Origin of the sequence: Bariatricus sp. SGI.161 (assembly GCF_050313695.1) — a bacterium.
In the GTDB taxonomy this organism is placed as follows: Bacteria; Bacillota; Clostridia; order Lachnospirales; family Lachnospiraceae; genus JAFBIX01.
Window position 1 is genome coordinate 62,508 of record NZ_JBNPLX010000001.1, and the last position, 26,569, is coordinate 89,076.

Sequence of the window (26,569 nt, forward strand, 5' to 3'; positions counted from 1 at the left end):
TCATATATAATATTCGACAAAAGCATCCGATTTCCTTTAAAATTTCCAAGATTCCGGTACAAAATATTCTTCAAATTTTTTAACTGCATATGTATCAGTCATTCCTGCTATATAATCACAGACTACCTGTTCCTCTCCCGCCTCGCCTTTTTCAAGCATATCCAAAAACTGCAGTGGCAAAAGTTCCAAATGGTGAATGTAATATTCATACAGATCCTCCACCATACGAATCGCCTTCTCTTCTTCTCCTTTGGCCTTTGAATTCAAATATACATGCTCAAACATGAATTTACGCAGCCCATTTGACGCTTCCTGAATCTCTTCAGACATACAGATCCTTGGCTGATCCATACTATTGGTAATCACATCATGAATCATTGTATTCAATCGTTTTTTTGTAGTTGCACCCAGAATTTTACGATATTTTTCCGGAATATCTTCTTCTCTTAAAATATTTCCCCGTATCGCATCATCAATGTCATGATTAATATACGCAATCTTATCAGACAACCGTACAATCTGTCCCTCTAGTGTATGCGGTGTTCCACTGGTTTTGTGATTGCGGATTCCATCCCTCACTTCCCAGGTCAGGTTCAGTCCCTGTCCCTCTTTTTCAAGTATTTCTACAACCCGAACGCTCTGCTCCTGATGTTGAAACCCCAAAGAGCAGACCTGATTCAATGCGCGTTCTCCGGCATGACCAAATGGTGTATGGCCCAGATCATGTCCAAGCGCAATTGCTTCTACCAGATCTTCGTTCAGACGAAGTGCTTTTGCAATCGTTCTTGCATTCTGCGAAACCTCCAGCGTATGAGTAAGTCTGGTTCGATAATGATCTCCTTTGGGAAGAAGAAATACTTGTGTCTTTTGTTTTAATCGACGAAACGATTTGCAATGCAGAATCCGATCACGATCTCGTTGAAATACCGGACGAATATCACATTCTTGTTCCGGTCTGTCTCTCCCCACAGAATCCTTACTTAAGGCCGCATATGGGCTCAAATATTCTATTTCCCGAAGTTCTAACTGTTCCCTGATCGTCATGTATCTGCCACCTCTTTATCTCTTTTTTTCCTTTAATCGAGTTTCAATTGCATTCACCACAGTTTCTAATACTTTAATTCTTGCATAATATTTACAATTTCCTTCTACTACAATCCAAGGTGCATTGGGTGTGGAAGTACGAATCAACATTTCATTTACAGCTTCTTCATACTGACTCCATTTTTCTCTGTTACGCCAATCTTCATCCGTTATTTTCCATTGCTTTTCTGGATTCGCCTGTCTTGCTTTAAACCTTCTCTCTTGTTCATCCTTATCAATCTGCATCCAGAATTTTAAGACAATTGCACCTGAATTCGTAAGATCCAATTCCATATCATTTATTTCTTTATAAGCCCTCTGCCATTCCTGTTTTGTGCAGAACCCTTCAATTCGCTCCACCATAACTCTTCCATACCAGGTCCGGTCAAATATCGTTATATGTCCTGCCTTTGGCATATCCGTCCAAAAACGCCATAGATAATGATGTGCTTTTTCTATATCATTTGGAGATGCGGTTGGATGAACCACATATCCTCTTGGATCCATTTTTTCTGTCAGGCGCTTGATTGCCCCTCCCTTTCCTCCAGCATCCCAGCCTTCAAATGCAAGTACTACCGGAATTCTTCTGCGATATAACTCACTGTGAAGCTTTTCTATCTTCTTCTGTAGTTTTTCCAGGCGCTTTTTATACTCCTCTTTTGTATAAGAAAGGCTTAAATCTGCTTTTGCTAGAATTGATTCCTTTAATTTTTTATCTTTTTCCGATTCATTAACCCGGAATTCCTCTTTTTGTCCCCTTTCTTCTGTTTCCTTTTTCACTTTCTGTTCTTTGATTCTTTCTTCCAAAGTCTGGATTACAATTGCATAAATCTTTGCTGTTGCAAACTTCCGATCAGTTGCTTCAACAATGTGCCATGGCGCATATTCTGTATCTGTGCGCATTAGCATCTCCTCATTCATTTTCTGATATTTTTCAAATTCTTTATTTCTCTTTAAATCTCCTTTGCTCACACGCCATGAAGTCTCTTCTGAACTCAACAATTTATCGAATCTTTTTTTCTGCTCCTTTTTCCCAATTGCCAGAAAAATTTTAATAATTACCATTCCATCTGCAGTTAATTGTTCTTCGAATGAACAAATCGAATGATATGCATCCTCAATTTCTTTTTTCTTCATTTTTTTGTCAAAGCGATCCACCAAAACCTTTCGATACCAGCTGCTGTCATAGATTGCAATTCTGCCCTTCGCCGGCATCTTTGTCCAGAACCTCCATAAAAAAGGATGCATACGTTCTTCTTCTGTCTCATTCTTCACAGCATATACTTCAAATCCTCTTGGATCAAGTGCCTGAATCAATTGCGCTATCTGCACTCCTTTTCCAGATGCTCCATACCCTTCAAAGGCAATCATAACGGGAATCCCTAACTCTTTGCATTCCCGCTGTAATTTCCCAAGTTTCGATTCATATCCCAACATCTTTTCTTTATATTCCGTCTTACTAAGACTCTTCGTCAAATCTATTTTTTCCAACATATTTTCTCCTCCTTGCACAACCAAGAATGCCAATATTTCTAAGATTTCTAATTCTTTTATTATTATACACTATTTGCCAAATATATATTGGTTTTTCGCAAAATATGGATGTTGTTTTTCTTTTATAATGCTATAATTTTCCTATAAAGGAGTGTTTATATCATGTCAAAAACAAATTTGGGGAAAAATCAGATAACAGAAGGGATTATCTGGAAACAACTATTAATCTTTTTCGTTCCTATTGCAGTTGGAACGTTGTTTCAACAATTATATAATACTGTGGACGCCATCATTGTGGGTAGATTTGTAGGAAAAGAAGCTTTGGCTAGTGTCGGAGGATCAGCTTCGGTCATCTCTTATCAGGTGGTTGCATTTTTTACTGCTCTATCTACTGGTGCAACCGTAATCATCTCACAATTCTATGGTGCATGTGATTCCAGGAATCTTCACAAAGGCTTACATACTTCATACGCCTTTGCAATTATTGTAAGTATCATAATCTCTATTGTCGGATGGTTTTCTACTCCATGGCTCTTAGGAATTATGAACACCCCATCAGATACAATGGACGATTCTGTTTTATATTTAAGAATTTATTTTCTTGGAATTATTGCTACACTAATATACAACATGGGATCTAGTATTATGCGGGCTATTGGTGATTCCAGACGGCCTTTATATTATCTGATCATCTGCTGCGTCCTGAATATAACAATGGATCTTCTTTTTGTGGTTGTATTGAAAATGGGGATTGCTGGTGCCGCTATTGCCACTATCTTGTCTCAGGGGACAAGTGCAATTCTGGTAACGAGATCACTCATGACTTCTTACAATATGCTGAAATTAGAACTTCGTTCCATCCGTCCCACTCTATCAATCCTAAAATCAGAACTTCGCATTGGACTTCCGGGAGGACTTCAGGCTTGCACTTATGGACTTACAAACATGATCATTCAATCTGCCATCAATGGTTTCGGCACCGATACCACTGCTGCATGGGCGGCTTTCGGAAAAATGGATCTCATTTTCTGGGCAATCAGCGGAGCACTGGGCACTTCCGTTACCACCTTCTCCGGACAGAATTATGGTGCAGGGAAAATGAACCGTGTATACAAAAGTGTACGCATAAGCCTTGGAATGTCCCTGGCCATCTGCGGAACAATCCTGGCATGTCTGATGATATTCGCCCGCCCATTATTCCATCTCTTTACCACAGATGAGAATGTCATTGAGATTGGAGTATATATGTTGCTCTATATTGTTCCAAGCTACAGCATCTATATATTTGTAGAGATAATATCCGGTGCCCTTCGCGGTATGGGAGATGTACTGATTCCATCTCTGATAACAATTGGCGGTGTCTGCGGCGTAAGATTGCCTTGGATTTTAATCATGACACCAATCCATCATAGTATATCCACCATTCTGATCAGTTATCCTCTCGCTTGGGCATCCAAAGCACTTTTGCTGATTCCCTACTATTTCTATCGCAAGCGGAAGATGAGGTGCAAGACATCCGGGGGATGTCTGCTCTGCGCCGACCGGAGCAAAGCGTAGATCTTGAACCTCGGGTTCAAGGGAGGCTTCGGCTCCTAATACAAAAAGGTCCAACCCATAGGGTTGAACCTTTTTGTATTAAGATGCGGAAGATGGGACTTGAACCCACACGACTGCAATAGTCACAAGATCCTTAGTCTTGCTCGTCTGCCAGTTCCGACACTTCCGCAAGTAGCGTCTTTATCAACTGCCCGAAGATTATAATACTACACTATACTACAAAAGTCAACAACTAATTTAACTTTTTTTCTTTAACACATGATGTCTTATGTAATAGAATGTTTTTTCTTCTCCTTCATCTGCCAACATCCTCAATAATGAATGTAACAATCTTGCTGTCTCAGGATGGATCATCTTACCTAGTCTCGCAGCACCTTTCTCATAATACTCCAACGGATGCGAATCCTTATAATTCTCGCCCTGATAAGTCTTAGACGCTGCAATCCTGTCTACAAACATTTCTACTACATACTTCACAGGCATCTTAAGCCCAACAATACCTTCTTCTGGATTCACGCTATAATCAATCCAATATTCGTAATGATGTTTATTTCTTCCCTTGTGATGGAGCCATGCCTGCGAATATCCGGTTGCTTCCCGTTCTGCATTATTAGGGCTTCGATTTCCTTGATAATACCAACATCCTACCAAAAATTCTGTTGGCGTATATTTGGACAGATCATGGAGTAATCCTTGTTTATAGAGTCCTACTTTAAAACAACCTTTCATAACCAGCCATTTATGGTGATTAATCGTCTTCAAATGTTGCAAAGCTTTCATATCTCTTTACTTCTCTTTCTTTCATCATCCAATCAATCTTTTCATCAAAAATAACAGGAACAAGTGCATTGGATAGAAAATGTAAAAAAAGTATTTTATTCCTTTTCCTCGTTCTCCATTATATAATGCAATAGGAAACATCGCAATAGCTCCATATTTCTGCAAGTTCCCTTTCCAGAGAAAGTTCCACAAAATTCCCCCTGCCAGTTTCAATCTTTTATTCTGACGAAACAAATAAAAAACCAAAATCAAAAGAATTCCCTTAAAACTATAATCTGTCTTCAAACATACAGCCGCCCACATCACCAATAATACTTCAACCACTTTCGTCGGCCATTCACCTGCCATTTGCAGCACATACATCATAAGCACGCCTAAAAGTAAAGTAAAAAAAACATTCTGATGAGTGAATTCCAATATTGTTTCACGAAAAGCAAGATCATAGGGAATCTCCGAGATTACAGCAAAAGTTCCAAGCCTTATCATATATTGATATAAGTCATGCGTATGAAAAAACCCTTCCACTAACAAAAAGCAAAATATTGGAAAGGACACTCTTCCTATCTCCCTCATCAACATACATTCTGGAAAAAGGACTGCACCCGTATGGTCTATGACCATTGTAATAATTGCAATCCATTTTAATTGATAAGATGTGAGTCTAATTTTCTGTACCAATCTCATGCTATTTCCTGCCTATAACCAGCATAATAGTCCTTTCTGCTACTTCGACCAGTCTCTGATTATCCAAAAGTTCTGGTTCTTCTAAAACTCCTTCACTGGTTGAAGCTATTTTATACCATTTCTTTCCTGACGACAATGCCGGTAAAGCAAATGGATGTTCCTGCCAATGCATATTGTATGCCACAAAGCAGTCTTCTCCTCCGACAGCAGCGCCACTATAATAAACTCCTAATTGCCTGCTGGAAACCTCCGACGGAACTCTCCATGCACTCTCACCATGATAAGATACATCAGGGACTCCACAACTGACTTGATCAATTCCCCGCATTTCTTCTTCCGGCCAGAACGCTGGATATGCTTTCCGTATTTCGATCAATTTCTTTACAAAATCGTGCAATTCTTTTTTCTTTTCTAACTTACTCCAATCTAACCATCCCACTGGATTATCCTGACAATACACATTATTATTGCCTTTTTGTGTATTTTCAAATTCGTCGCCCGCCAGAATACAAGGTGTTCCTTGTGCAAAGAGCAACAAGAAAAATGCATTTTTTATTTGTTGCTGACGTAATTCCAGAACAGCCTTTTTACGAGTCACACCTTCCACACCACAATTCCAACTGTAATTGTATTCCGGACCGTCCTGATTATTTTCTCCATTCGCTTCATTATGTTTTCCATCATAGGATACCAGATCATACAAAGTAAATCCGTTCTGATTCGTAATATAATTATAAGTTCTGTCTCCCAGAGAATTATGCCGCAGCCAATACATAACTTCAGGAATCATTCCTTCATCACTTTTCAAGAATCGTCGCATCACCGTCTGAAATCCGGTCTGATGTACCATAATCTTTGTTTTCTTCAAAATCGGATCCGCACAGATACCCTCCATGGGTGCCGAAGATGGATTTAGTATGAATCCATCTACATGATATTCCATCATATAATATCTTAGACATTCTTCCATCATCTGTTTTGGAACATTACCAGAAAACGGCATTTCCAACACAACTTCTATTCCTTCTCTATGGCAGGATTTGACCATATCTTTTAATTCATTTACAGCATCTTTTGAATAGGCATAAGCACCCTTTGGTGCAAAACAATAAGCATCCCCATATCCCCAGTAATTACAATATTGAAGATTTTCTTCAAAATCATATACCGGCATACACTGAATCTGGTTGATTCCAAGTTCTTTCAGATAAGGTATTTTTTCAATCACTCCCCGAAATGTCCCTTTGGCCTTTACCTTAGATGAAGAATGTTTTGTAAATCCTCTTACATGCAGGCTATATGCAATAATACTATGATACGGAAGCTGCAAAGGCGCATCACCTTCCCAGTCATATTCTTTGATATCCAGCTTTCCTCGCACTTCATGCATCTGAACATCTCTTGCCTGCCCCCATTTTTCGCGTCCTGCCAACGCTTTTACATATGGATCAACAACAATCTCCCCATCCATCTCATAATTATATTCATATTCAGATGGGTCAATATCTTCCAGCGCAATATATCTTACTTCCCCAATCGATTTCTTCATTCCAAAAGACATACAGGGTTTCTTTTCTCCTGCATGGTATAACAATAACTGACACTCCTTCTCCTGTGGTACTGCCACCGAAAAATTCATGGTATTTCCTATCATCGTAACTCCTAGTGGTAAAGGTCTTCCCTGTATCTCTTTCATGCTTTATCCTTCCTGTCGTCTATATTTTTACTGCCACCCATCTACGCCATACATATCAACGTTATCTTTATCAATCATAAATACATCTTCATAGGTCTCTTCTTCGTATTCATTTCCTTCTAATATGTCAATTCCAACCTGAGCTGCTGTTTTTCCCATATTAATAGGAGATTGTGCTGCTGTTCCTGCTATCTGACTTTCTGATTTCTTCAGCTCCTTCTTTATGTCAGGAGAACCATCTACACCATAGATGATTACCTTGTCAAGTCCCGCCAGATTCACAGCCGTCTTCGCTGCAACTGCCAATTGATCATTTCCACACATAATAGCCATTACATCAGGATATTCATCTACAATCTTTTCCGCAGCATCCAAGGCCTTTTCAAATTCTCCATTCGTATCGGCTCTGGCAACAACTTCAAATCCCTTCTCGGCTTTTGCGATTGCTTCTTCAAATCCTGTAATTCTATCATTAATTGAATTCTGTGTCGGACATTCTAAAATAGCAACTTTTCCTCCATCCGGGCATCTTTCGATCAGATCTTCCCCGCAAATATATCCCGCTTTTTCATTATCCGACCCTACATATGCGTCTACATAATCCATCTCTTTTACTTGTGTGTCAACATTAATGATTTTGACATCTGCATCTTTCAGCTTTTCCAAAGATGGAGTAATCGCTTCCCAATCCACTGGGCAAAGGAAAATAGCATCAATGCCTTCCTCTATCATCTCTTCAATCTGGGTTGCCTGAAGTTCTGGATCCGATCCCGGGTCTTTCGTGATTAACTGATATCCTTCATCTTCAATTGCTTCTCTCATTGCTGCCTCCAGCGTTATAAAATATGGATTTTCCATATCGATTGCCGTAAAGCCAAATACATATGTATCTTCTTCTGTCTCTTCACTATCCTGTGTCTCTTCCGTAACAGCATTGTCCTCCGGAGTACCTACATTCTTCTTGCAGGCGGACAATGCGAAAATGCATATGAGCATCACTGATAATACTCTTAACATTCTCTTTCTCATCATAATAGTTTTCCTCCTTATGCATATGTTCGCATATTTAATATACATTTTACAACATTTTTACTTGTTTGGCTACTGTTTTCATTTTCTTGTATTTCCTCCAAAACTGTTGGGATACAATAGATAGGTAACAAATAAAAAACAAGGATTCACTTCGATATGATATATTGGAGTTGACGAAAAACCAATGATCTTAACGAAAGGGGAATCCTTGTATGTCAAGTTTATCACACTCAAAATATCATCGTCAACGTATTGTTAAATATGCGCAGAAACATTCTGTAACAGAAACGGCAATCCGTTACCGTGTGAGCCGTAAAACGGTTTATAAATGGATTTCACGGTACGACGGAACCTTAGCAAGCCTGGAGGATCGAAGTCACAGACCCAAGACTTCTCCAGGAAGTCATACGGAACAGGAGCTTCGCCAAATCCGGCGCCGACTGAAAAAATACAAATGGACAGATCTGCTTCTGGCATATCAGGATTTAATAGAGAAAGATGGATATACCCGAAGCTATGGAGGTTTCAAACGAGTTGTAAGGCGTTTAAAGGCTTTAAAACCAGACAAAAAGAAGAAAAAGAAACGCAAACTGAAACCGTATCAACGAGCCGATTATCCAGGGCAGAAAATACAGATAGATGTAAAATATGTGCCATCTTACTGTGTGACAGATGGAAGAAAGTATTACCAGTATACGGCAGTAGATGAGTGTAGCAGATGGACATACCGAGAGATGTATGATGAGCATAGTACCTATAGTTCAAAAGATTTTTTACTCAAACTAATACAGCACGCACCGTTTCCGATTCGAGAAGTTCAGACGGATAATGGATGTGAATTCACAAATCGGCTGTTGGTGATTAAGAGCAAACACCTCACCATGTTTGAGAAAGCGTTGGAGGAACTGGGAATCTTATATCACCGGATCCAGATAGCAACCCCAAGACATAATGGGAAAGTGGAGAGACAGCATCGTCAGGATGAAGCACGGTTTTATAAGCAAATGCGGATGTATAATCTGGAAGATGGACGAAAACAGCTTGCAGTATATCAGAAGAAATCAAACAACTATATAAAAACGTGTTTAGGAATGAGAAGTCCGAATACCGTTGTAAGAATGTATCAAAATGTTATGTTTTAGAGTAGCCAAGGGCGACAGCATAGAGTGCTGCCGCCGTGAACCAGTATATCATGAAGGATAATGTCAAGGTCAGGTAGTATTCCCTTTGGGAATCTCCACCTTTCCCTTGACATTATCTGAGGGGTGAAGTGTTACCAATCATTGACACCTATACATTTCATTTTCTTGTATTTCCTCCAAAACATCCTTGCATTTTGTATGCTCCTTTGGTACAGTTAAAGTATCTATAAATAAAGGAGATTATGCTATGGATGAATACATGACAGTTGAGCTTACTCTCGACAACGATGAAGTCGTTGAATGTGCCATTCTAACATTATTTGAAGCGAGCGGCAAAGAATACATCGCTCTTCTTCCTCTTAATGAAAATGGCGAGACAGAAAACGGCGATGTATATCTTTACCGTTATATTGAAAACGAAAGCGGCGAACCAGAGCTTGAGAATATCGAAGATGATGACGAATATGAAATTGCTGCTGACGCTTTTGACGAATGGATGGATACACAGGAATTTGAAGAGTTAGACGACGAGGAGTAGTTCCTCGACAAAACGGGAAGGATTGATATCCTTTCCGTTTTTTTCTTTTACATAACTAATAATCAGCTTTCTTTTGGCACGTGTCATAGCTACATAAAATAATCTTCGTTCTTCTTCTATATCATCAGGAGTCTTTGCTTTCTTATATGGTATACTTCCTTCATTACTTTCAATAATAAAAACAGAGTCATACTCCAGCCCTTTGGCCCCATGGATTGTCATGAGAGCAACACCCTCTTTACTCTCCTTTTTTTCTCTCTGCTTTTCCAACATCTCCCGATAATTATCTACATGAACAAACCATTCTCTGATAGTCTGAAACTCTCTGGAATTCTGTTGTATCTCATCCAGAACAGTCATGATTTCCTCTAAGGATATCTTTCTATATGCGGCGTATTCTTTTAAGAATTCATCATATCCCATACTTTTTCGAATATATTGAATCGCAGCAAATGGCGTCTTATTCTGAATCATCTTCATATCCCATTCCAACTGGTCAATTCGATCCATCATCCAATCCTTATCACAATAGAAATTTCGTAATGATTCATAACTAATTTTATCCCCACTTAAGCTGTCACGACCAATATAACGTTTTGGACGGTTGGCAACCTGAAGAAAATATTTTCGGTCATAATCTCCTTGTGACAAATGGAAATAACTACTGATATCGATCCCTACAAAATGATCATAAATATTATTCAGATATTCTTTCATCGTAAAAGGTATCTGATACTCCATCAGTGTTTCAGAAAGCGCCCTTGCATCTAAATTCGTCCGATACAACACAGCAATCTGATGATAAGGAATCCCCTGGGCAACATACTCTTTTATCTTCTCCAACACATATTTACTCTCTTCAACCGGATCTTTTACCTCCTGAACATGTATAGTCTCTCCCGGTTTTTTCTTGGAAATGATTTCTTTCTCATAACGTTCCTGATTATGTGCAATAACGCGCAATGCACCTCTTACGATATGCGCGGTTGAACGATAATTAATATTTAAAAGGATTTGTTTCGATTCTGGATAATTTTTTCGGAATTCCATCATGATACCAGGTTTTGCACCTCTGAATCCATAGATAGACTGGTCATCGTCGCCTACCACAAACAAATTATTTTCCGGTTCAGCAAGCATCCTGACAACATCGTACTGTGCCTGATTTACATCTTGAAATTCATCCACAAGAATATAACGGAATTTTTTCTGCCATTTTTCTAAGATATCTGGCCGACTTCGAAAAAGATCCCGACACATCACCAGCATATCTTCAAAATCAATTTTTCTTAATTTTCTTTTTTCTTTCTCATATGACTGATACAGTTCCCGAAATCTGTTTGTCCCATAACGAGAAGATTCATAGGATTGAATATCATAACAATTATTTTTCACATTTCCTATTTCTATTGCCAATTCTTCAAGAATATCTTTCTCCTCTTCCGCATCTGATATTTCTCCCCAATCCATAGATACCGCAATTTGCTTAATGAGCTGAATCTTTTCTTCCTCCAACAATAAATTAGCCTGATTCAGTCCATAGGCCCACTTCAAAATTCCGTAATAAATCCCATGAAATGTACCAAAAGTCACCGGTACCCCTGATGTTCCTATAATTTGTCGGAAACGGTTCTTCATCTCATTTGCAGCATACTTTGTAAAGGTAATGACCAGAATTTCTTCTGGTCTTACCTTATACTTTGTAATCAGATATTCTATTCTTTTCGCTATGGTAAGAGTTTTCCCGGAACCGGGACCGGCAAGAACCATACATGGTCCATTCTTATGGGCGACCGCCTCAGCCTGAGCCTGATTTAAACTCATAGATTCACCTTATTTGCTTAATAACTCAATTCCTTTCCTGATTCTCTTAAGAGATTCTTCTTTTCCAAGGATTTCCATAATCTCTGTTGCTCCGCCAGGAGTACTCTGCTTTCCAGATACTGCCGTTCTGACCGGCCACATCACAAAACCTGTCTTCACACCTTTTTCATCCACATAACCTTTTAATGTGGCAAAGAGAGCATCATTGCTAAAGTCCTCCTGCTCTTCAAGAATTGGAAGAATCTCCTGAAGGACCTCAAGTGAATTTTCTTCATTGGTTTTCATCTTTTTATGGCAATACATAGTAGTGTCATAATCCGGCAACTCTTCAAAGAAGTCAATCTGTTCTTTAATATCTGGGAAAATTTCGATTCTAGTCTTTACCAGAGCTGCTATTTTCTTCAGATCATAATCTTTTGTCACAACTTCTCTGATATATGGTTCTGCCATATGATAAAATTTATCAAAATCCATGGATTTTAAATATTCACCATTCATCCATTTTAATTTCACGATATCAAACACCGCCGGCGACTTACTCATATGATGATAATCGAATTCCTTCACCAATTCTTCCAACGAGAATATCTCCTGATTGCCAGATGGACACCATCCCAACAATGCAACATAATTCACAACTGCTTCTGTAACAAATCCCTGATTGATCAAATCCTCATATGAAGAATGTCCACAACGCTTGCTCAGTTTTTTATGATTCTCATCAGTAATTAATGGACAATGTACATATGTTGGAATCTCCCATCCAAACGCCTCATAAATCTTGTTATATTTCGGCGCAGATGACAAATATTCATTTCCACGTACAACATGCGTAATTCCCATCAAATGATCATCAATAACATTAGCAAAATTATATGTCGGATAGCCGTCTGATTTGATCAAGATCAAATCTTCTAATTCCTCATTTGGAACTGTAATGTCACCATAAATATCATCATGGAAAGTTGTTGTCCCCTCCGTCGGCATATTAAACCGTATAACGTACGGCTTACCGGCTGCCAGATTCGCTTCTACTTCCTCCTTGCTTAATCCCAGACAATGCTTATCATATACAACAATTTCTGTTCCACCATCAGCAGAAACACTGCTCTTTAATAAATCCAGTCTCTCTTTGTCACAAAAGCAATAATATGCATCTCCCTGTTCGATCAACTGCTTGGCATATTTCAGATAAAGACCTGATGCATTACGTTCACTCTGCACATATGGACCTACTCCTCCATCTTTATCCGGGCCCTCATCATGAATCAAGCCTGTCTCCGCTAATGTATGATAAATGATCTCCAGCGCACCGTCTACAAAACGCTCCTGATCCGTATCTTCAATCCTCAGCATGAAATCTCCACCTTCATGCTTTGCAATCAAATAAGCGTATAGCGCTGTTCTTAAATTTCCTACATGCATTCTCCCTGTAGGACTTGGTGCAAATCTTGTTCTTACTTTACTCATGATTATCTTCCTAATTCCTTTCGTATTTTTTCTAATGTATCATCTACTCTTGCATGAATTACAATATCTGCATATTTATCAGAAAAATGAGGCTCTTCATTTACTAAAATCAGCTTACTTCCATCGTAATAATCTATCAGCTGACTACAGAGATATGAATTGAGATTCGTTCCAAGCACCAGCAATACATCTGCTTTCTGAATCTCTTCTGCCGCTTTTGTAATAACTGCATTGTCTACCATCTCACCGAACAAACATACCTTAGGACGAATTGGCGTATTACAATGCTCACACAACGGAACTCTGGCAGAATCTCTGACATATTCCATAGAATACTTGCGTCCACAATGCGGACAATAATTATCATATACACTACCATGCAGATTAATTACATTCTTACAACCAGCTCTTCCAGGAAGGCCAAAAATACGCCTGGTAATAATTGACTGAAACAAACCTGCTTTTTCCAATTCCGCCATCTCATAAAACCCTTTTCCTGGCGGTTTATCTAAATGACTTAACAACTCATTTCGATAAAACTCAAAAAATTGATCTTTTCGGGTGGAGTAAAATGCGCTCGAAAACAATTCTTCACAAGAATATCCGTATTTTAACTCAATATCATAAGACTCATCTCCGTCTCGAATTGCCGGATAATCACTCTCGATCAACATACCAAAACCACTTAAAACAGTAGTATACTTGCTTTCTTGCAATATCTTCAGTAAAGTTCTTTCCAACATGTAGCATCCCTCCCTCTTATTACATAACCTGGAATACATATTTATTGTAGCACAACCCTTTAACTTCCATCAACCTTTTCTAAGCCGTCTGAATTTTCTTTCTCTCCAATAATTCGCCTGAAATACTTCTCGTGGTATAGATACAATCAAGACAATTCCCAGTACCATGGCAAATGCAATTTTCAAAGATTCCATCCCCTTCTGTACTGCCAGTCCCAACTGATTAGTTACCAAATAATAAGCTGTAAAATATACTCCTGCTCCAGGTACCATTGGAAAAATTCCTGATACAAGAAATATCGTAATTGGACATTTCATCTTGACTGTCAGCATTCTCGAAATCAAGACTACCACCAGTGTTCCAAAAAACGAAGCTACTGCCGGAGAAGAAAATTCATGAACAATCAGATACATAAGCCACCCGGCAGCTCCCGTCATTCCGCAGCATAGATAAAAACGCTTGGGAACATTAAACAATATAGCATATCCAATAGTACCCATAAAAGCACACAATATATTAATCAGAATTCCCATTATATCATAAGTCCTCCTCCCATGTTATTGTAAATACTGAGCGTCAATCCTACACCTACTGCTATATAAACAAACGTAAGCAACGCATCAATCATACGCACTGTTCCGGACAGAAAATCACTGTCCGCTATGTCTCGTATTGCATTCACAAATGCCAGTCCCGGAACCAACGGCATGATTGAACCGATAATCATTCCTTCCAATCTGACTCCCCCTAGAAAAGGAAGATGAATCGCAATGATTGCCATCAAAGTAATAATCGCTCCTCCCACAATATTCACGATCATCTTAGACATATTATGTTTCTTTCCAACCAATACCCATAAATACAACAGACATCCAATGCAGAACGCAATCACACTCTCTCGCAGCGTAGCTCCTAATAAATATCCAAAAAATCCACTGCCCATACCAGCCGCAAGCACTTGAAAATACCACTTCTTAGCAGGCATTTTATCAATCACTTTCAAACGTTCAGATGCTTCATCTATTCCTACATTCCCAGCAGTAATCTCTCGAGACAAATCATTAACTTCTGCCACAATTCCAAGATGCGAAGCAGACAAAGGTACCTGCTTTACCTTTGTATATGCCTCTTCCATATCATTTTCCGCAGTGACAAAGATTGCATGGCTCAAGGTAAAAATATCAACTTGATCAACATGAAAACGATTACAGATTCTGGTAATTGTCTCTTCCACACGAAATATCTCCGCTCCATTTTTCAAAAGAATTCTTCCAGCTTCCAGAGCAAGATCGACAACTTTCTTAACATTTACTTCCGACTCAAGCTGCTTCTTCAAATAAATCATATCTGTGAGCATAATACCATCTTCATAAATCGGTTTTTTATAATTCTTTACAAAAAAATCAACAATAATATGGGAATTAACAAATCCACATTTTTTATAAAAATCTAACGTCTTCTGACAATTACCTGTTCCTACATACATAGTATCGCACTGTGAACTATAATGCTCACACAGAAAAAGTATCATATTTTTTCCATAGCCTTTTCCTTGGTCTTCTTCTCTGGTCGCTATGTTCTTCAATTCACATTTACGATTTTTCAACAGCATTACCACACAGACTGTCTTGACCTCCCCATACTCCTTCAATATAAACATCTCGCCCTCATCCAGATACTTCTCGATCATCTGTTCTTCCGGGTCAGCCATCAGCAACATATCCATGTATTTTTTCTTATTGTCTACAACCTGTTGAATATTCATTTTTGCACCTCTATCAATTAATCCAACTTATTATAGCACCTACATTCTGAAAATTATAGTATAATTTTACATAGTTTTAGGGATGCTTTCTGAGTTCTTCTCAAAAAACATCCCTAATCTCTATCTTCCTGCCGGATAACAGAATACTTCTCCTGTTTTCAAATATAAGATTCCGCAAGAACTATAATAATTTGGATTTCCTTCTGCTACTTCTATGTAGAATAGTGACGTTAGATTATCAAATGCACCTGGTTCTATGTAAGTAATATTCCCCGGAATATAGATTTCCATTGTCTCTGCTTCCAATCCTTCGGCCACAGATTTCGCAATTCCAGTACATTTATTGTTATTTGGAAATGCCAAAACTCCATCGGCAACCGGCATATCTTCGTACCCAACAATCAAGCCATTCTCATCACACAAAAACCCATTAATATTGATGTAACTGTTACTTACGTCCACCTCTTCTTCTGGTATTTCATCCAAAATTCCCACTGGAAGAGCTTCATCTGGCAGTGATTCCTGATAGCTTTTTTCAACAGGATCCGTCGATATTGCAGTGGGTTTTACTGATATTTTAGGTATTTCACTAATATTCAGATTTACCACATCGGCAAATCTTGGCGAACCAGTGTGTGTCTGTTCTCTGATAACCATTGAAATTTTATTCGTTGACATTGCATCTACAGCATGCGTCATCGTACTATTCATTCCTTCGACCGTTGGAAGCTCTGCGCAGACTTGTGCCTGATTCATTACCCCAACAGTTAAAGCACTCCAAAATAAAATACTGATAATTGCACTTATTATTCTCTTCCATGGAACATAAATATGAATGCCTGGATATCTTAATTTCAAAACCGCTTCCATAACTATTAACACCTCACGGTTTTATTATAAATCCATCTGTTCCTAAAAAGAAAGTGGCATCTTGACACATCAAGATGCCACAATACAATTATTATTGAATATATCCAGCTTTTTTAAGCTCTTCTTCTGCCTTTGCAAGATTTGCATCAGACACTCGAATGATTGGTCCGGTACATCCCATTCCACTCTCTGCATAGATATTGATCTTCCACAATGCTTTCACTGCATCTTCCAGATCCATAACCTCAATTCCAGGTATCTGTGCTGTTACGATCTCTTTTGGTGGTTCTTTGACTTCTTCTGCTGCTCCTGCCGGTTTCTGAGATGCTTTTAATGCATCCAGGATGTCCTTTAATCCAGCCTTCTGAGCTGCCGCAAATTCTTCTTTTGCTACTTCAAAGACTTTTCCTCTTACCAGCTGTGCTGCATATCGGATCGCATTTGCAATGACCGGTGCTCCACTGGCTCTGGATACGATCATGACTAACTGTTCATATCCTTCTCCAATGCCTGGCCCATAGCCATATCCTGTTGCTTCAAAGCTTCCGCCTGTATTTGCAGATGAAAGCATCTTCACAAGGATATTTCCTGTCAGGGAATCCGTTACCATGATGTCCGGTGATGCCTGAAGCACATCATTTCCTCTCATCACACATCCGCCATCTGCTCTGGATGACTCTGCAAATGTAATGTCATATCCCTGTTCTTTTAACTGTTTCAGGGCTTTCTCTGTCTGACGTGCGCCGTCTACATTCAGGATTCCTACTGACGGAGCGGCATTTCCACATGCTTTTGCAGTAATGATTCCATAGATTGCATTCTTGATCATACCTTCAATACGGTCTGTACTGGAAGTTCCGGTCGTGTTCGCAATATACATCTCTTTTCCCATCGCTGGTGTTACACAGCGTCCAACCGTTGATACACCGATCGGGAATGGGAAGTGCATGGTCACTGCAGCATCCACTTCTTTATTCTTCAGCATCTCTTCCATCTTATCATGGCCTTCTTCATCATTCGCCACTTTGACGGTCGTTACGCCTTCTGCCTCTAATGTACCAATGTAATATACATCGATTCCATCTTTTGCTGCCGCCACTGCTGCAGCCATGGAGTTCTCTTCTCCGTGCTCGCTTCCCATTCCTGTGAGGGCAACCTTTGGTCTCTTGCCAAAGCTTCCTGTTTCCAGTCCCTGTGCCATCTCCATGAATGTCTCAGCGATCATCTTTTCAATATTTTTTGCCATATCAAAGCCCCCCTATTCTGCCATCAGGGTAGCTGCAAAGTCTTTCATTGCTTTTGCGATCAGTCCCTTAACCTCTTCTTCGGATACACCTGCAGCAGCTTCTTCTTCTGCCTTTGTATTTCCGTGAATTACGAAGGATACACCGTCAAATAAGTTTGTCATACGTCCAAGGAACAGACTTCCTTTTCCGATGATCATTGCATTCTTAATCTTTCCTTCCAGGATATCTTCACGTGCAAATCCTACATATGGTACTCCTGAAGGAATATGGCCCTGGGTAGGAGCCCATCCGGTAAGACCATGGTCTTTTGTAAAGGATGCCAGTTCTTTTCTGTCAAGCTCGCCTCTCTTTACTGCCAAAGCTGCGATCATCTTGTAGTTTGCAAGCGGAACATCTCCTGCTCCTGCCGGTTTTGTGATGTCCGGATTCTGCATCTCTGGTGAGAATTTATCGATATCTGTAATCTTCATTCCAACTCTGTCAAGTGGATCAGCTACCAGACTTCCGATTACGTTCTGTGGTGCGGAACCTGTTCCCACACTGTGACGTCCAAGCATTCCAAGGTCGATTTCTGGGTTTACACCATCATTTTCAGAAATGACAACTGCAAATCCTCCCAGGCAGTCCTCAAGGATCGGAAGACCTTTCTTCACATGGTCTTTTCCATTCATACCAAGTTTTGCTGTACATCCGCCAGCAGTAACTACTACCGTCTTGTATGCACCGGATTTTACAAGTGCTGCTGCTTCAATCAATGCATGCGTCGGAGCTGCACAGAATCCTCTTGCGTCAGAACCTGTTGCATTCACAAGACCTGCAACTTCAGCTGCAGCCTTTGCAAAGTTACCGCCACCGCGCTGATTCATATCACCACATGCCTCTTCCGCACAGTCGATTACATACTCTACATCTGCTTTGTCAATTCCTGCATTACGTACTGCATAGAGAAGTGCCAGTACACTGGATGCCTTGCTCATCAGGTTCTCATGCATTACGTGTGATGACAAGTTCACATCGATATCATGAGCAGGCTTGATACATCCAACCAGTTTGTTTTCAAAATATAATGCTTCTGCATGGTCATCATTGATCAATGCTTCGATCTCTGCGATCTCCACACCTTCCTCGATCTTCTCTACGATATCATCAGAGATGATCGGGTCTGCTGCAAATGCATCTTTATATTTTGCAACGAATTCTTTGTCAAGTTTTACAACTTCGAACATATCACATGCCTGAACAAGGAACAGGAATTCTTCCTCTGGCATGATCTCGCCATATTTTCCGTAGCGCTCTGCGCCTTCTTTTTTCTTATCATAATATGGGAACTCTACCTCAGCCAGCTCATCTGGATGTACATTTCCAATATATGTCTGGTTTGGCCAGTAAGAAACTGCATCCTCATAAGAGCGGAGATGTCCTGGGAGTTCTTTTAAATATTCAGACTCTGGATTTACGATTCTCTCGGTTGTCTGAGTTGTTCCGTTATATAAAACCATATCAGGAGTATGTGCCAATACATAGCTTGCTCCTTTGATTACACTATTCATGGGTTTTCCACCTTTCTTTTTTCTTGCTTTGACGAAATTCATAGAAAAAAGAGGCAGTACCCTAGTGGGTACACACCGGGTCTGCCCCTTTTTAAGCATCGATTAAGCCTGTTCTCTGATAGCTTCCATCTCACTAACGATGTCGTCTACGTCAAGAACCATTTCCATCATACCAACCTGCTCGTCATATACTGCTTCATCAAATTCTTCTTTGATTTCAGGTTCACATACGTGATATACCGTGAGTCCAAGCTGGACCCCTGTCAATGGACCTGCAAAAGTAGGATCGCCTAATGTTACAGTCTCAGCTGCAAGACCTGCAGCTTCGCCTTCAGCTGCTCCAAGAACTACTACTAAGTTCTCTGCGCCGTATTCTTCAGCGAATTCCTTTACTCTCTTCTGATTCTCTAAGTCCATTGCGCCTGCGCTCGTTCAGACGAAACATTCCGTTGATGAAAATACGATCTCAGCACCAGCAGTCTTTACGCATTCAGCGATAGCTGGTCCCGGAATTCCATCACGGTCTCCGATAATTATTGCTTTTTTCCCTTCTAAAATAGCCATAATTATGCTTTCTCCTTTCTTAAGTGGTAAAAAACATGTTATATGATCAAGAAATATCTCTTAGATATATTTCTGAATCATCGCTTCAATACTTTCCGGTGTTGCTTCTTCCTTTACAACTTCGTCGATCTTCTCTCCGTCTTTGTAAATAGCCATAACCGGAAGGCCAAGAATCTTCTGACTGATTGCCAGACGACGTGCCTTTGTTGTGTTCAGAGATGTGAATTTTAATTTATCTCCATATGTTTCAGCAAACTCGTGTACCTTTGGCATCAGAGCCTGGCATGGAACACATCCATCTCCATAAAAATCTACAAATACATAACCTTCTGCCTCTAATACTTCAGCCTGAAAGTTTGTCTTATCCAAATCTAACATTGGTATCATCCTCCTTTTATTATGTTGCTTTTTATATAACCCGGAAGAACCAAAAGGCGTCACTATATGACCATGCGCCGCTTCGCACCGCGATTTACTTTTCTCCGGCTATATAATCTAGAAGTAATCAGACATGCTTCTTTCTACCTGAACAGCTGCGATTGCTCCATCAGCTGCTGCAGTTACAACCTGTCTTAAACTCTTGACACGAACATCACCTGCTGCATATACACCTGGGATGTTTGTATGCATATCAGCATCCGTCTTGATATATCCACGTTCATCCATGTCAATGATTCCTTCAAATGGTTTGGTATTCGGAACAGTACCGATAAATCCAAACACACCGAACATTCCGTCTTCTTCATCAGCTTCTACTGTAGTGATCTCGCCAGTCTTTACATTCTTCACTTTCATCCACTGAAGGATATCATCTCCTCCAACTTCTTCAACTACAGAATCCCACATAAAGTTAAGTTTTGGATTCTTGAATGCTTTTTCCTGAATAGATTTTGCAGCACGAAGTTCATTACGTCTGTGAATGATCGTAACTTTTCTTGCAAATTTTGTAAGATACATAGCTTCTTCTACAGCGGAATCTCCACCACCTACTACATATACTTCAAAATCTTCGAAGAAGTTTGCATCACATGTAGCGCAATAGGAAACACCTTTTCCTGTGAATTCAGCTTCACCTTTACATCCGATCGGACGTGCATGAGCACCGGTAGCAATGATTACATTTCTTCCTTTGTACTCTTCTTTTGCGCTCTTCAGGACTTTGATCTCGCCCTCAAGTTCTACTTCTTTGATTGTATCAGACACACGCTCTGCTCCAAATTTTGCAGCCTGCTCTGTCATTCTTGCAATCAAGGATGGACCTGATTCGCCTTCTACGATCTGTCCCGGATAGTTTTCTATCTCATCTGTAATTGCAATCTGTCCGCCATCCTGACCTTTTTCAATAATCAGAACAGAAAGACGGCTTCTTCCTGCATACAGTCCTGCTGCTAAACCAGCAGGACCTGCACCCAGGACAATAACATCATAAATCTTATCCATTTTTGTTATTCTCCTTTAATATAAGGTAACACCTAGTCGAAAATTGTCTGATCGTCTACTTCTGTTGTAAGAGCATTCAAAGCTTTTTCAACAATACGACGACGAAGTGCTTTTTCCTCATCTTTATCCAGTGCTGGATTTCCAAGAGGATGTGGAATTGCGATAGCCGGAACGATTCTGTTCGCACCAACTGTCATAGAAATAGGAGTTACTGTACAGATATGTACAACTGGGATACCAGCTCTCTCTATCTCTTTAACCATCGTTGCACCGCAACGAGTACAGGTACCTCAAGTAGAGGTAAGGATTACTGCGTCTACACCGTCAGCCAGTAATTTCTGAGAAAATTCTGCTGCAAATGCTTTTGCTGAAGCAACGGCTGTACCATTTCCTGTTGTTGTGTAGAACAGGTGATGCAGTTCTCCAATAATTCCTTCTTTTTCCATGTCACGAAGTACATCAACCGGCAATACACGGTCAGAGTCTTCGTTTGCATATACTGGGTCATATCCACCATGAGCGGTTTCATATGTCTCTTCGGTAAGATCCATAACACCAGCGATATCATACTCACCATAGTGAGATGCACTTGAACTTTCAATATGATCTGGATTTCCTTTTGGTACAATACCACCAGAAGTAACCAGAGCGATCTTAGCATGAGCAAGATCTTTTACTGCCGGATTCGGAGCTACTCTATCGAAGTCAGGCATTGGATATTCTGTAACAAACGGTTTGTCAGCCAATTTCTTGATAAGCATCTTAACAGCTCTCTGAGATCCTCTTTCTTTTTCAAAGAAGTTCACACGAACACCATTTGGAATATATCCTTCTTCACAAGAAGCGCCAATCGGCTCACCTTTTCCAACTTTTAATGCAAGAGGAGCTAATTTTTTAATAGCATCTCTCATACCTGCTGCACTGTTCTTTGTAGATACAATATATACCTTATCTTTGAACATATCAGCACCTGGATTTTCAACATACATACCAGTTACAGCCGGAATTCCAAGTTCTTCCTGAACTGCTGCTGCGATAGTTCCGCAAGCAACACCATAACGTCCAGCGTTAAATGCAGGACCAGCAACGAATACATCTGGATTCTGCTCTTTTACCATAGCGAGGATATCAGCTTTTGCTTTATCAAGGTTCTCATTAAAGTAAGAGTCACCACAAACGATTGTAGCAATAATCTCTGCTTCATCCCCAAAATTCTGTGTCAATGCCATACCCGGTCCAACGATCTCGCCAACACGAATCTCAGCCGGATAATCTGCTTTCTCTTCTCCACCAATCTGTGCAAAGAACTGATTGATGTAATGAACAACTTTTAATTTAGCCATTATATTATCCTCCCTTCCTATCTTGCGCTCAGCTTATTGAAACCGGTCTCATTAGTTGCACCTGTGAGTACCTGAAGCTCAACTTCCAGAGATCCATCTTCGCGAAGTGTCTCTTCACTTGCTCCGGCAATCTTGGTTACATAATCCAAAGTTCCAATTACTTTATCAAGTTTTGGCAGGATAATTACCTGGTTTGCATTTCCGCCAGTTACTACTGCATCTGCAGCTGCATCAGCATCAGCCAATGACTGAGACTTTCCATCACGTCCAGCATATTCATCTGTAATGATTACAGTTTTAACACCTTCAGCTTCGATCTTCTTACAGTTCATGATAAGGTCTGTATCTGGGTTACCAAATCCTTCCTGAGATACAATAACGCCATCCAGATCCAACATCTTACACAGCTTAGCTGTCCAATCAGAAGAACGCTGTTTATCTGCCAGGTATACATTTTCATTTGTGATGATCTGGCATACAAAGTTTAATGTTTTTCCGTGCTGTTCAAACAGATCATGTACAACTGGATTGTTCAAGTGTACATATGTAGGGTTTTTATCACAAGCAGACACACAGTTACCAGATACGATTGCACCGTCCATAATCTCTGTTGGGCTTAAGATTGTAGGAACGATTTTCTTTGCATCCACACCATATACATATGTGTCATGTAATAATCCCTGACTCTGAAGCATCTGAACATATGCAACTCTTGGAAGATCTGGATATTTTTCCATACCTTCTTTAATTGTGCATGTCTCATATACTTTTGTCTCATCAGGTGTCAAGTCACGAGCTAATTCCCCAATATAAACTGCAACTCTGAATCCTGCGAAACGAACAGCCTTCTCATAATCATGCTGTTTGATTCCATCAACTGGTTCACATACCATTACCAGGTTCAAGGTCTTTGAGAAAGGTGTATAGTCAGCTCCCGGACCTGTCATATCAATGATACCTTCCTGGAAACCAACGATCTTACCTGCTGTTACTACAGCCATTCCTTTTAATGCATAAGTTTTTCCTTCACCAACTGTATCAACCTTAGAGATAACGCCTGGGAAGATTCCCCCTCTTCCTTCAACTTTAACTCTTGGTTCGATTACGTCTTTAACTGGTGTAATTCTTACTGACTCACCTGGTTTTGCAATGTCAAATGATACGCTCTTAATCTTCTCATCCTCAAGAGCGACAGCCTTAACGGCTTCTTCGGATACATAAAGGATTCCGTCTTCAATCTTAGACTCAGCTGCGAACTGAATATCCTTAATGTAAATGTGTCCCATTTCTAATCTCACTTGTAGTTCCCTCCTTCAAGAAATTTGATATTATTGTGTAAGCTTTAACGCTTTTACAACCTCACTTATGACCTACCACGCATCAGCCGATGCCATTCCACTTTCCAGCAAGGTCCAGTCAATCAACTGAAAATCGTCATATACCGAAGCTTTATATTTGTCTGATTTAAACTCAAACTTCTGGCACGCTTGTATGGCGTTTTCAATCAACGTAAGAGACCTCTCGTCGATCTCCCCCTTTCCCTCCGTAATCATTATGGATTTGTATGGTGTTTCATTAGGCTTCACGCTCCCCGACAATGGATGCGTCAGAAGCAAATGACCTTCGTGGATTCTGTCTCTGACTTCTTTTAGAATCTCTTCGTAAGAAATCTCCTTGTATTCTACGTTGTGCGTCTCCTTAAGCTTATCAAAAACCAGTGGATTATTCGTTATAATGATGTATTTCTTTTGATTCACGTTCCACTTTCTCCTTTCAGTCAATCTGCCAGCCCATATGAAAAATCATACTAAATGCATAGCAATTAAAAAAGGACGATTCAAACACAACCATGTGCGTAATCGTCCTTTTCTGTCTTTTGCCCTGATAATGTATTCCTTATAAAGCTTTATCATACAGCACAAGATTCAGAATGTGGTACATTCTCCAGTCCTTTTGCCTGAAAGTTTCGCCTCATATACATTCACCACTTTATATAAGGTTTGCCTCTTCGGCGGTCAAAAACCTGACTCTCTCTTGGAAAATATCATCCCACTCTTATATTTTATGTATAGACATTTTCAATATATTCTCATTCAATACTCGACATGATTTATCGAATTCCTGAATATATTCAATTGCCTATATCTATAATAGCGTATTGTTATTTTTTTTGCAACCGCTATCTTAAAATTAAATTATTTTATGCACATTGCACCAATATTTACTTCTTTTTTTGTTGATTTTGTCCTTTGCAATTATTGAAGCTTTCTATTCTTATCAACAAAAATTCTCATTACTTTCTATAGAAATAACGAATAGTTATTTATTCTTTTTATTTTTAAAGTAATCATTATGCACTTCTTTAATCACTCCGCTAAGTGCAAACAGTGCAAGAATGTTCGGAATAACCATCAGGGAGTTGAAACAATCCTGCATTGTCCATACAAGCTCAACCTCTGCAAGTGATCCAAGGAACACGCAAACCGCCACAACCACAGAATACACTTTTACTGCTTTTGCTCCAAAAAGATACTTGATATTGGCCTGTCCAAAGAAATACCATCCAAGGATAGTAGAAAAAGCAAAGAACAACATACATACAGCAATAAAGATATCTCCACCTTTTCCATATAATGTTGAGAATGCATACTGGCTTAACTCTGCTCCGGTAAGTCCAGTCGGAATAGAATGTGTTGTAATAATTACGAGAGCTGTCAGGTTCAGAATTATGAATGTATCAATAAACACACCGATCATAGCCACAAACCCCTGCTCTACCGGATGATTTACTTTTGCCACGGCATGAGCATGAGGTGTTGAACCCATACCAGCCTCATTAGAGAACAAACCTCTTGCAACACCCTTTGTCAGTGCAAGCTTGATTGTTGCACCAGCCGCACCACCGACAACCGCAGACGGTGCAAACGCACCTACAATAATAGATTTGAACGCATAAGGAATCTCTTTAAAATTATAGATAATGACAATCAATGAACCTATAATATAAAGTGCTGCCATAGCCGGAACAATCATCTCAGTAATCTTAGCAATACGTCCCATGCCTCCAACAAACACAAACAGAGCTACAACTGCAAGAATAGCACCCATAACCCATTTTGGGATTCCAAATGCTGTATTCCATGCTGCCGCAATAGAATTGGACTGCACAGCATTACCCATGAAACCAAGCGCAAGCACAATCAGGATTGCAAATGCACCTGCAAGGAACTTGCCAAATGGTCCTTGAAATGCTGCACGAATATAGTAAACAGGACCACCTGTCACAACTCCGTCATCACCAATCTTCTTATATTTCTGTGCCATAACTGCCTCTGCATAGATTGTTGCCATTCCAAGGAATGCTGCAATCCACATCCAGAAGATTGCTCCCGGTCCACCGACTGCAAGCGCCGTTGCCGCACCGGCGATATTACCAGTACCTACCTGAGCCGCAATGGCTGTAGCCAGTGCCTGGAAAGAAGACATACCATCATTTCCTGCCTCACCTTTTTTACCGAAAAGTCCACCAAATGTTCTTCTCATTCCCTCGCCGAAGCCCTTTATCTGAATGAATCCGAGCTTCACAGTAAACCAGATACCGCCACCCAAAAGTGCTACGATCAGAATGTAGTTTGAAAGATAACTGCCAATAGTTGAAAAAATGTTATTTAATGCTGCCTCCACAACATGACCCCCTTCATTGTATTGATATTTTGAATAACATTATTCGATGTGTCTATAATATC

At 39.9% G+C, this 26,569-nt stretch carries 24 protein-coding genes, 1 tRNA gene and 1 riboswitch; of the genes, 3 read left to right on the forward strand and 22 right to left on the reverse strand.

The window, feature by feature from the left end; translation table 11 throughout:
- Nucleotides 1-36: 36 nt before the first annotated feature.
- Both ACQRBH_RS00285 and pap read right to left on the reverse strand, forming a co-directional pair.
- On the reverse strand, nucleotides 37-1,044 hold the full coding sequence (locus tag ACQRBH_RS00285; protein ID WP_235231864.1) for a deoxyguanosinetriphosphate triphosphohydrolase: 1,008 nt from the start codon (nucleotides 1,042-1,044) through the stop codon (nucleotides 37-39).
- 15 nt (nucleotides 1,045-1,059) lie between these two features.
- Complete coding sequence (gene pap, locus ACQRBH_RS00290) at nucleotides 1,060-2,577, reverse strand: polyphosphate:AMP phosphotransferase (RefSeq protein WP_427760561.1); 1,518 nt, start codon at nucleotides 2,575-2,577, stop codon at nucleotides 1,060-1,062.
- 162 nt (nucleotides 2,578-2,739) lie between these two features.
- Between pap and ACQRBH_RS00295 the strand changes: the two genes are divergently transcribed.
- Nucleotides 2,740-4,134 (forward strand): MATE family efflux transporter, encoded by a 1,395-nt coding sequence (locus ACQRBH_RS00295; RefSeq protein WP_427760563.1) that lies wholly within the window; start codon nucleotides 2,740-2,742, stop codon nucleotides 4,132-4,134.
- An 84-nt stretch (nucleotides 4,135-4,218) separates the two neighbouring features.
- On the opposite strand, the gene ACQRBH_RS00300 is transcribed toward ACQRBH_RS00295, so the two are convergent.
- From ACQRBH_RS00300 to ACQRBH_RS00320, 5 genes are all read right to left on the reverse strand, one after another.
- A tRNA-Leu gene (locus ACQRBH_RS00300) sits at nucleotides 4,219-4,303 on the reverse strand.
- A gap of 68 nt (nucleotides 4,304-4,371) precedes the next feature.
- Nucleotides 4,372-4,914: a DUF5662 family protein gene (locus ACQRBH_RS00305; RefSeq protein ID WP_427742223.1), complete on the reverse strand. Its 543-nt coding sequence runs from the start codon at nucleotides 4,912-4,914 to the stop codon at nucleotides 4,372-4,374.
- Nucleotides 4,915-4,938: 24 nt separating this feature from the next.
- Entirely contained in the window at nucleotides 4,939-5,598 is a 660-nt protein-coding gene (locus tag ACQRBH_RS00310) for a TraX family protein (RefSeq protein WP_427742225.1), read from the reverse strand.
- 1 nt (nucleotide 5,599) lies between these two features.
- Complete coding sequence (locus ACQRBH_RS00315) at nucleotides 5,600-7,294, reverse strand: alpha-amylase family glycosyl hydrolase (RefSeq protein ID WP_427760565.1); 1,695 nt, start codon at nucleotides 7,292-7,294, stop codon at nucleotides 5,600-5,602.
- A 27-nt stretch (nucleotides 7,295-7,321) separates the two neighbouring features.
- Complete coding sequence (locus ACQRBH_RS00320) at nucleotides 7,322-8,326, reverse strand: sugar ABC transporter substrate-binding protein (protein ID WP_427760567.1); 1,005 nt, start codon at nucleotides 8,324-8,326, stop codon at nucleotides 7,322-7,324.
- Between the two features lie 212 nt (nucleotides 8,327-8,538).
- Between ACQRBH_RS00320 and ACQRBH_RS00325 the strand changes: the two genes are divergently transcribed.
- The gene (locus ACQRBH_RS00325) at nucleotides 8,539-9,468 is read left to right on the forward strand and encodes a DDE-type integrase/transposase/recombinase (protein ID WP_427760569.1); all 930 of its coding nucleotides are present in this window, start codon (nucleotides 8,539-8,541) and stop codon (nucleotides 9,466-9,468) included.
- A 247-nt stretch (nucleotides 9,469-9,715) separates the two neighbouring features.
- A complete protein-coding gene (locus ACQRBH_RS00330; protein WP_427742228.1) occupies nucleotides 9,716-10,006 on the forward strand; it encodes a DUF1292 domain-containing protein in 291 nt (96 codons plus the stop codon).
- Here the strand turns inward: ACQRBH_RS00330 and ACQRBH_RS00335 are convergent.
- The 15 genes from ACQRBH_RS00335 to ACQRBH_RS00405 form a co-directional block, all read right to left on the reverse strand.
- On the reverse strand, nucleotides 9,989-11,830 hold the full coding sequence (locus tag ACQRBH_RS00335) for an ATP-dependent helicase (protein ID WP_427760571.1): 1,842 nt from the start codon (nucleotides 11,828-11,830) through the stop codon (nucleotides 9,989-9,991). The genes ACQRBH_RS00330 and ACQRBH_RS00335 overlap by 18 nt on opposite strands.
- Nucleotides 11,831-11,839: 9 nt before the next feature.
- The gene (gene gltX, locus ACQRBH_RS00340; protein WP_427760572.1) at nucleotides 11,840-13,300 is read right to left on the reverse strand and encodes a glutamate--tRNA ligase; all 1,461 of its coding nucleotides are present in this window, start codon (nucleotides 13,298-13,300) and stop codon (nucleotides 11,840-11,842) included.
- A gap of 2 nt (nucleotides 13,301-13,302) precedes the next feature.
- Nucleotides 13,303-14,043 (reverse strand): SIR2 family NAD-dependent protein deacylase, encoded by a 741-nt coding sequence (locus ACQRBH_RS00345; RefSeq protein ID WP_427742235.1) that lies wholly within the window; start codon nucleotides 14,041-14,043, stop codon nucleotides 13,303-13,305.
- Between the two features lie 69 nt (nucleotides 14,044-14,112).
- Entirely contained in the window at nucleotides 14,113-14,577 is a 465-nt protein-coding gene (locus ACQRBH_RS00350; RefSeq protein ID WP_427742236.1) for a threonine/serine exporter family protein, read from the reverse strand.
- Nucleotides 14,577-15,809 carry a GNAT family N-acetyltransferase gene (locus ACQRBH_RS00355; protein ID WP_427760574.1) on the reverse strand — a complete coding sequence of 411 codons (1,233 nt, stop codon included), beginning with the start codon at nucleotides 15,807-15,809 and terminating at the stop codon, nucleotides 14,577-14,579. The genes ACQRBH_RS00350 and ACQRBH_RS00355 overlap by 1 nt, the downstream gene beginning before the upstream one ends.
- Nucleotides 15,810-15,929: 120 nt before the next feature.
- Nucleotides 15,930-16,679: a hypothetical protein gene (locus ACQRBH_RS00360; protein ID WP_427742240.1), complete on the reverse strand. Its 750-nt coding sequence runs from the start codon at nucleotides 16,677-16,679 to the stop codon at nucleotides 15,930-15,932.
- Between the two features lie 91 nt (nucleotides 16,680-16,770).
- On the reverse strand, nucleotides 16,771-17,925 hold the full coding sequence (gene grdD, locus ACQRBH_RS00365) for a glycine/sarcosine/betaine reductase complex component C subunit alpha (protein WP_235231850.1): 1,155 nt from the start codon (nucleotides 17,923-17,925) through the stop codon (nucleotides 16,771-16,773).
- 12 nt (nucleotides 17,926-17,937) lie between these two features.
- Nucleotides 17,938-19,476, reverse strand: coding sequence for a glycine/sarcosine/betaine reductase complex component C subunit beta (grdC, locus tag ACQRBH_RS00370; protein ID WP_347375862.1), 1,539 nt, complete (start codon nucleotides 19,474-19,476; stop codon nucleotides 17,938-17,940).
- 102 nt (nucleotides 19,477-19,578) lie between these two features.
- Entirely contained in the window at nucleotides 19,579-20,040 is a 462-nt protein-coding gene (grdA, locus tag ACQRBH_RS00375) for a glycine/sarcosine/betaine reductase complex selenoprotein A (RefSeq protein ID WP_235231848.1), read from the reverse strand.
- Between the two features lie 60 nt (nucleotides 20,041-20,100).
- On the reverse strand, nucleotides 20,101-20,418 hold the full coding sequence (gene trxA, locus ACQRBH_RS00380) for a thioredoxin TrxA (protein ID WP_235231847.1): 318 nt from the start codon (nucleotides 20,416-20,418) through the stop codon (nucleotides 20,101-20,103).
- 117 nt (nucleotides 20,419-20,535) lie between these two features.
- On the reverse strand, nucleotides 20,536-21,480 hold the full coding sequence (trxB, locus tag ACQRBH_RS00385) for a thioredoxin-disulfide reductase (protein ID WP_235231846.1): 945 nt from the start codon (nucleotides 21,478-21,480) through the stop codon (nucleotides 20,536-20,538).
- Between the two features lie 32 nt (nucleotides 21,481-21,512).
- A complete protein-coding gene (grdB, locus tag ACQRBH_RS00390) occupies nucleotides 21,513-22,823 on the reverse strand; it encodes a glycine reductase complex selenoprotein B (protein ID WP_427742241.1) in 1,311 nt (436 codons plus the stop codon).
- Between the two features lie 17 nt (nucleotides 22,824-22,840).
- The gene (locus ACQRBH_RS00395; RefSeq protein ID WP_235231844.1) at nucleotides 22,841-24,121 is read right to left on the reverse strand and encodes a glycine/sarcosine/betaine reductase component B subunit; all 1,281 of its coding nucleotides are present in this window, start codon (nucleotides 24,119-24,121) and stop codon (nucleotides 22,841-22,843) included.
- Nucleotides 24,122-24,193: 72 nt separating this feature from the next.
- Complete coding sequence (locus ACQRBH_RS00400) at nucleotides 24,194-24,580, reverse strand: GrdX family protein (RefSeq protein WP_235231843.1); 387 nt, start codon at nucleotides 24,578-24,580, stop codon at nucleotides 24,194-24,196.
- A gap of 178 nt (nucleotides 24,581-24,758) precedes the next feature.
- Nucleotides 24,759-24,870, reverse strand: a riboswitch (glycine riboswitch).
- Between the two features lie 272 nt (nucleotides 24,871-25,142).
- On the reverse strand, nucleotides 25,143-26,507 hold the full coding sequence (locus ACQRBH_RS00405) for an alanine/glycine:cation symporter family protein (RefSeq protein ID WP_427760576.1): 1,365 nt from the start codon (nucleotides 26,505-26,507) through the stop codon (nucleotides 25,143-25,145).
- Nucleotides 26,508-26,569: the final 62 nt, after the last annotated feature.

What these genes read in the sequence shown, in the direction of transcription:
- ACQRBH_RS00285 (WP_235231864.1), bottom strand. Translation starts at nt 1,044, where the DNA reads ATGACGATCAGGGAACAGTTAGAACTTCGGGAAATAGAATATTTGAGC.
- pap (WP_427760561.1), bottom strand. Translation starts at nt 2,577, where the DNA reads ATGTTGGAAAAAATAGATTTGACGAAGAGTCTTAGTAAGACGGAATAT.
- ACQRBH_RS00295 (WP_427760563.1), top strand. Translation starts at nt 2,740, where the DNA reads ATGTCAAAAACAAATTTGGGGAAAAATCAGATAACAGAAGGGATTATC.
- ACQRBH_RS00305 (WP_427742223.1), bottom strand. Translation starts at nt 4,914, where the DNA reads ATGAAAGCTTTGCAACATTTGAAGACGATTAATCACCATAAATGGCTG.
- ACQRBH_RS00310 (WP_427742225.1), bottom strand. Translation starts at nt 5,598, where the DNA reads ATGAGATTGGTACAGAAAATTAGACTCACATCTTATCAATTAAAATGG.
- ACQRBH_RS00315 (WP_427760565.1), bottom strand. Translation starts at nt 7,294, where the DNA reads ATGAAAGAGATACAGGGAAGACCTTTACCACTAGGAGTTACGATGATA.
- ACQRBH_RS00320 (WP_427760567.1), bottom strand. Translation starts at nt 8,326, where the DNA reads ATGATGAGAAAGAGAATGTTAAGAGTATTATCAGTGATGCTCATATGC.
- ACQRBH_RS00325 (WP_427760569.1), top strand. Translation starts at nt 8,539, where the DNA reads ATGTCAAGTTTATCACACTCAAAATATCATCGTCAACGTATTGTTAAA.
- ACQRBH_RS00330 (WP_427742228.1), top strand. Translation starts at nt 9,716, where the DNA reads ATGGATGAATACATGACAGTTGAGCTTACTCTCGACAACGATGAAGTC.
- ACQRBH_RS00335 (WP_427760571.1), bottom strand. Translation starts at nt 11,830, where the DNA reads ATGAGTTTAAATCAGGCTCAGGCTGAGGCGGTCGCCCATAAGAATGGA.
- gltX (WP_427760572.1), bottom strand. Translation starts at nt 13,300, where the DNA reads ATGAGTAAAGTAAGAACAAGATTTGCACCAAGTCCTACAGGGAGAATG.
- ACQRBH_RS00345 (WP_427742235.1), bottom strand. Translation starts at nt 14,043, where the DNA reads ATGTTGGAAAGAACTTTACTGAAGATATTGCAAGAAAGCAAGTATACT.
- ACQRBH_RS00350 (WP_427742236.1), bottom strand. Translation starts at nt 14,577, where the DNA reads ATGGGAATTCTGATTAATATATTGTGTGCTTTTATGGGTACTATTGGA.
- ACQRBH_RS00355 (WP_427760574.1), bottom strand. Translation starts at nt 15,809, where the DNA reads ATGAATATTCAACAGGTTGTAGACAATAAGAAAAAATACATGGATATG.
- ACQRBH_RS00360 (WP_427742240.1), bottom strand. Translation starts at nt 16,679, where the DNA reads ATGGAAGCGGTTTTGAAATTAAGATATCCAGGCATTCATATTTATGTT.
- grdD (WP_235231850.1), bottom strand. Translation starts at nt 17,925, where the DNA reads ATGGCAAAAAATATTGAAAAGATGATCGCTGAGACATTCATGGAGATG.
- grdC (WP_347375862.1), bottom strand. Translation starts at nt 19,476, where the DNA reads ATGAATAGTGTAATCAAAGGAGCAAGCTATGTATTGGCACATACTCCT.
- trxA (WP_235231847.1), bottom strand. Translation starts at nt 20,418, where the DNA reads ATGTTAGATTTGGATAAGACAAACTTTCAGGCTGAAGTATTAGAGGCA.
- trxB (WP_235231846.1), bottom strand. Translation starts at nt 21,480, where the DNA reads ATGGATAAGATTTATGATGTTATTGTCCTGGGTGCAGGTCCTGCTGGT.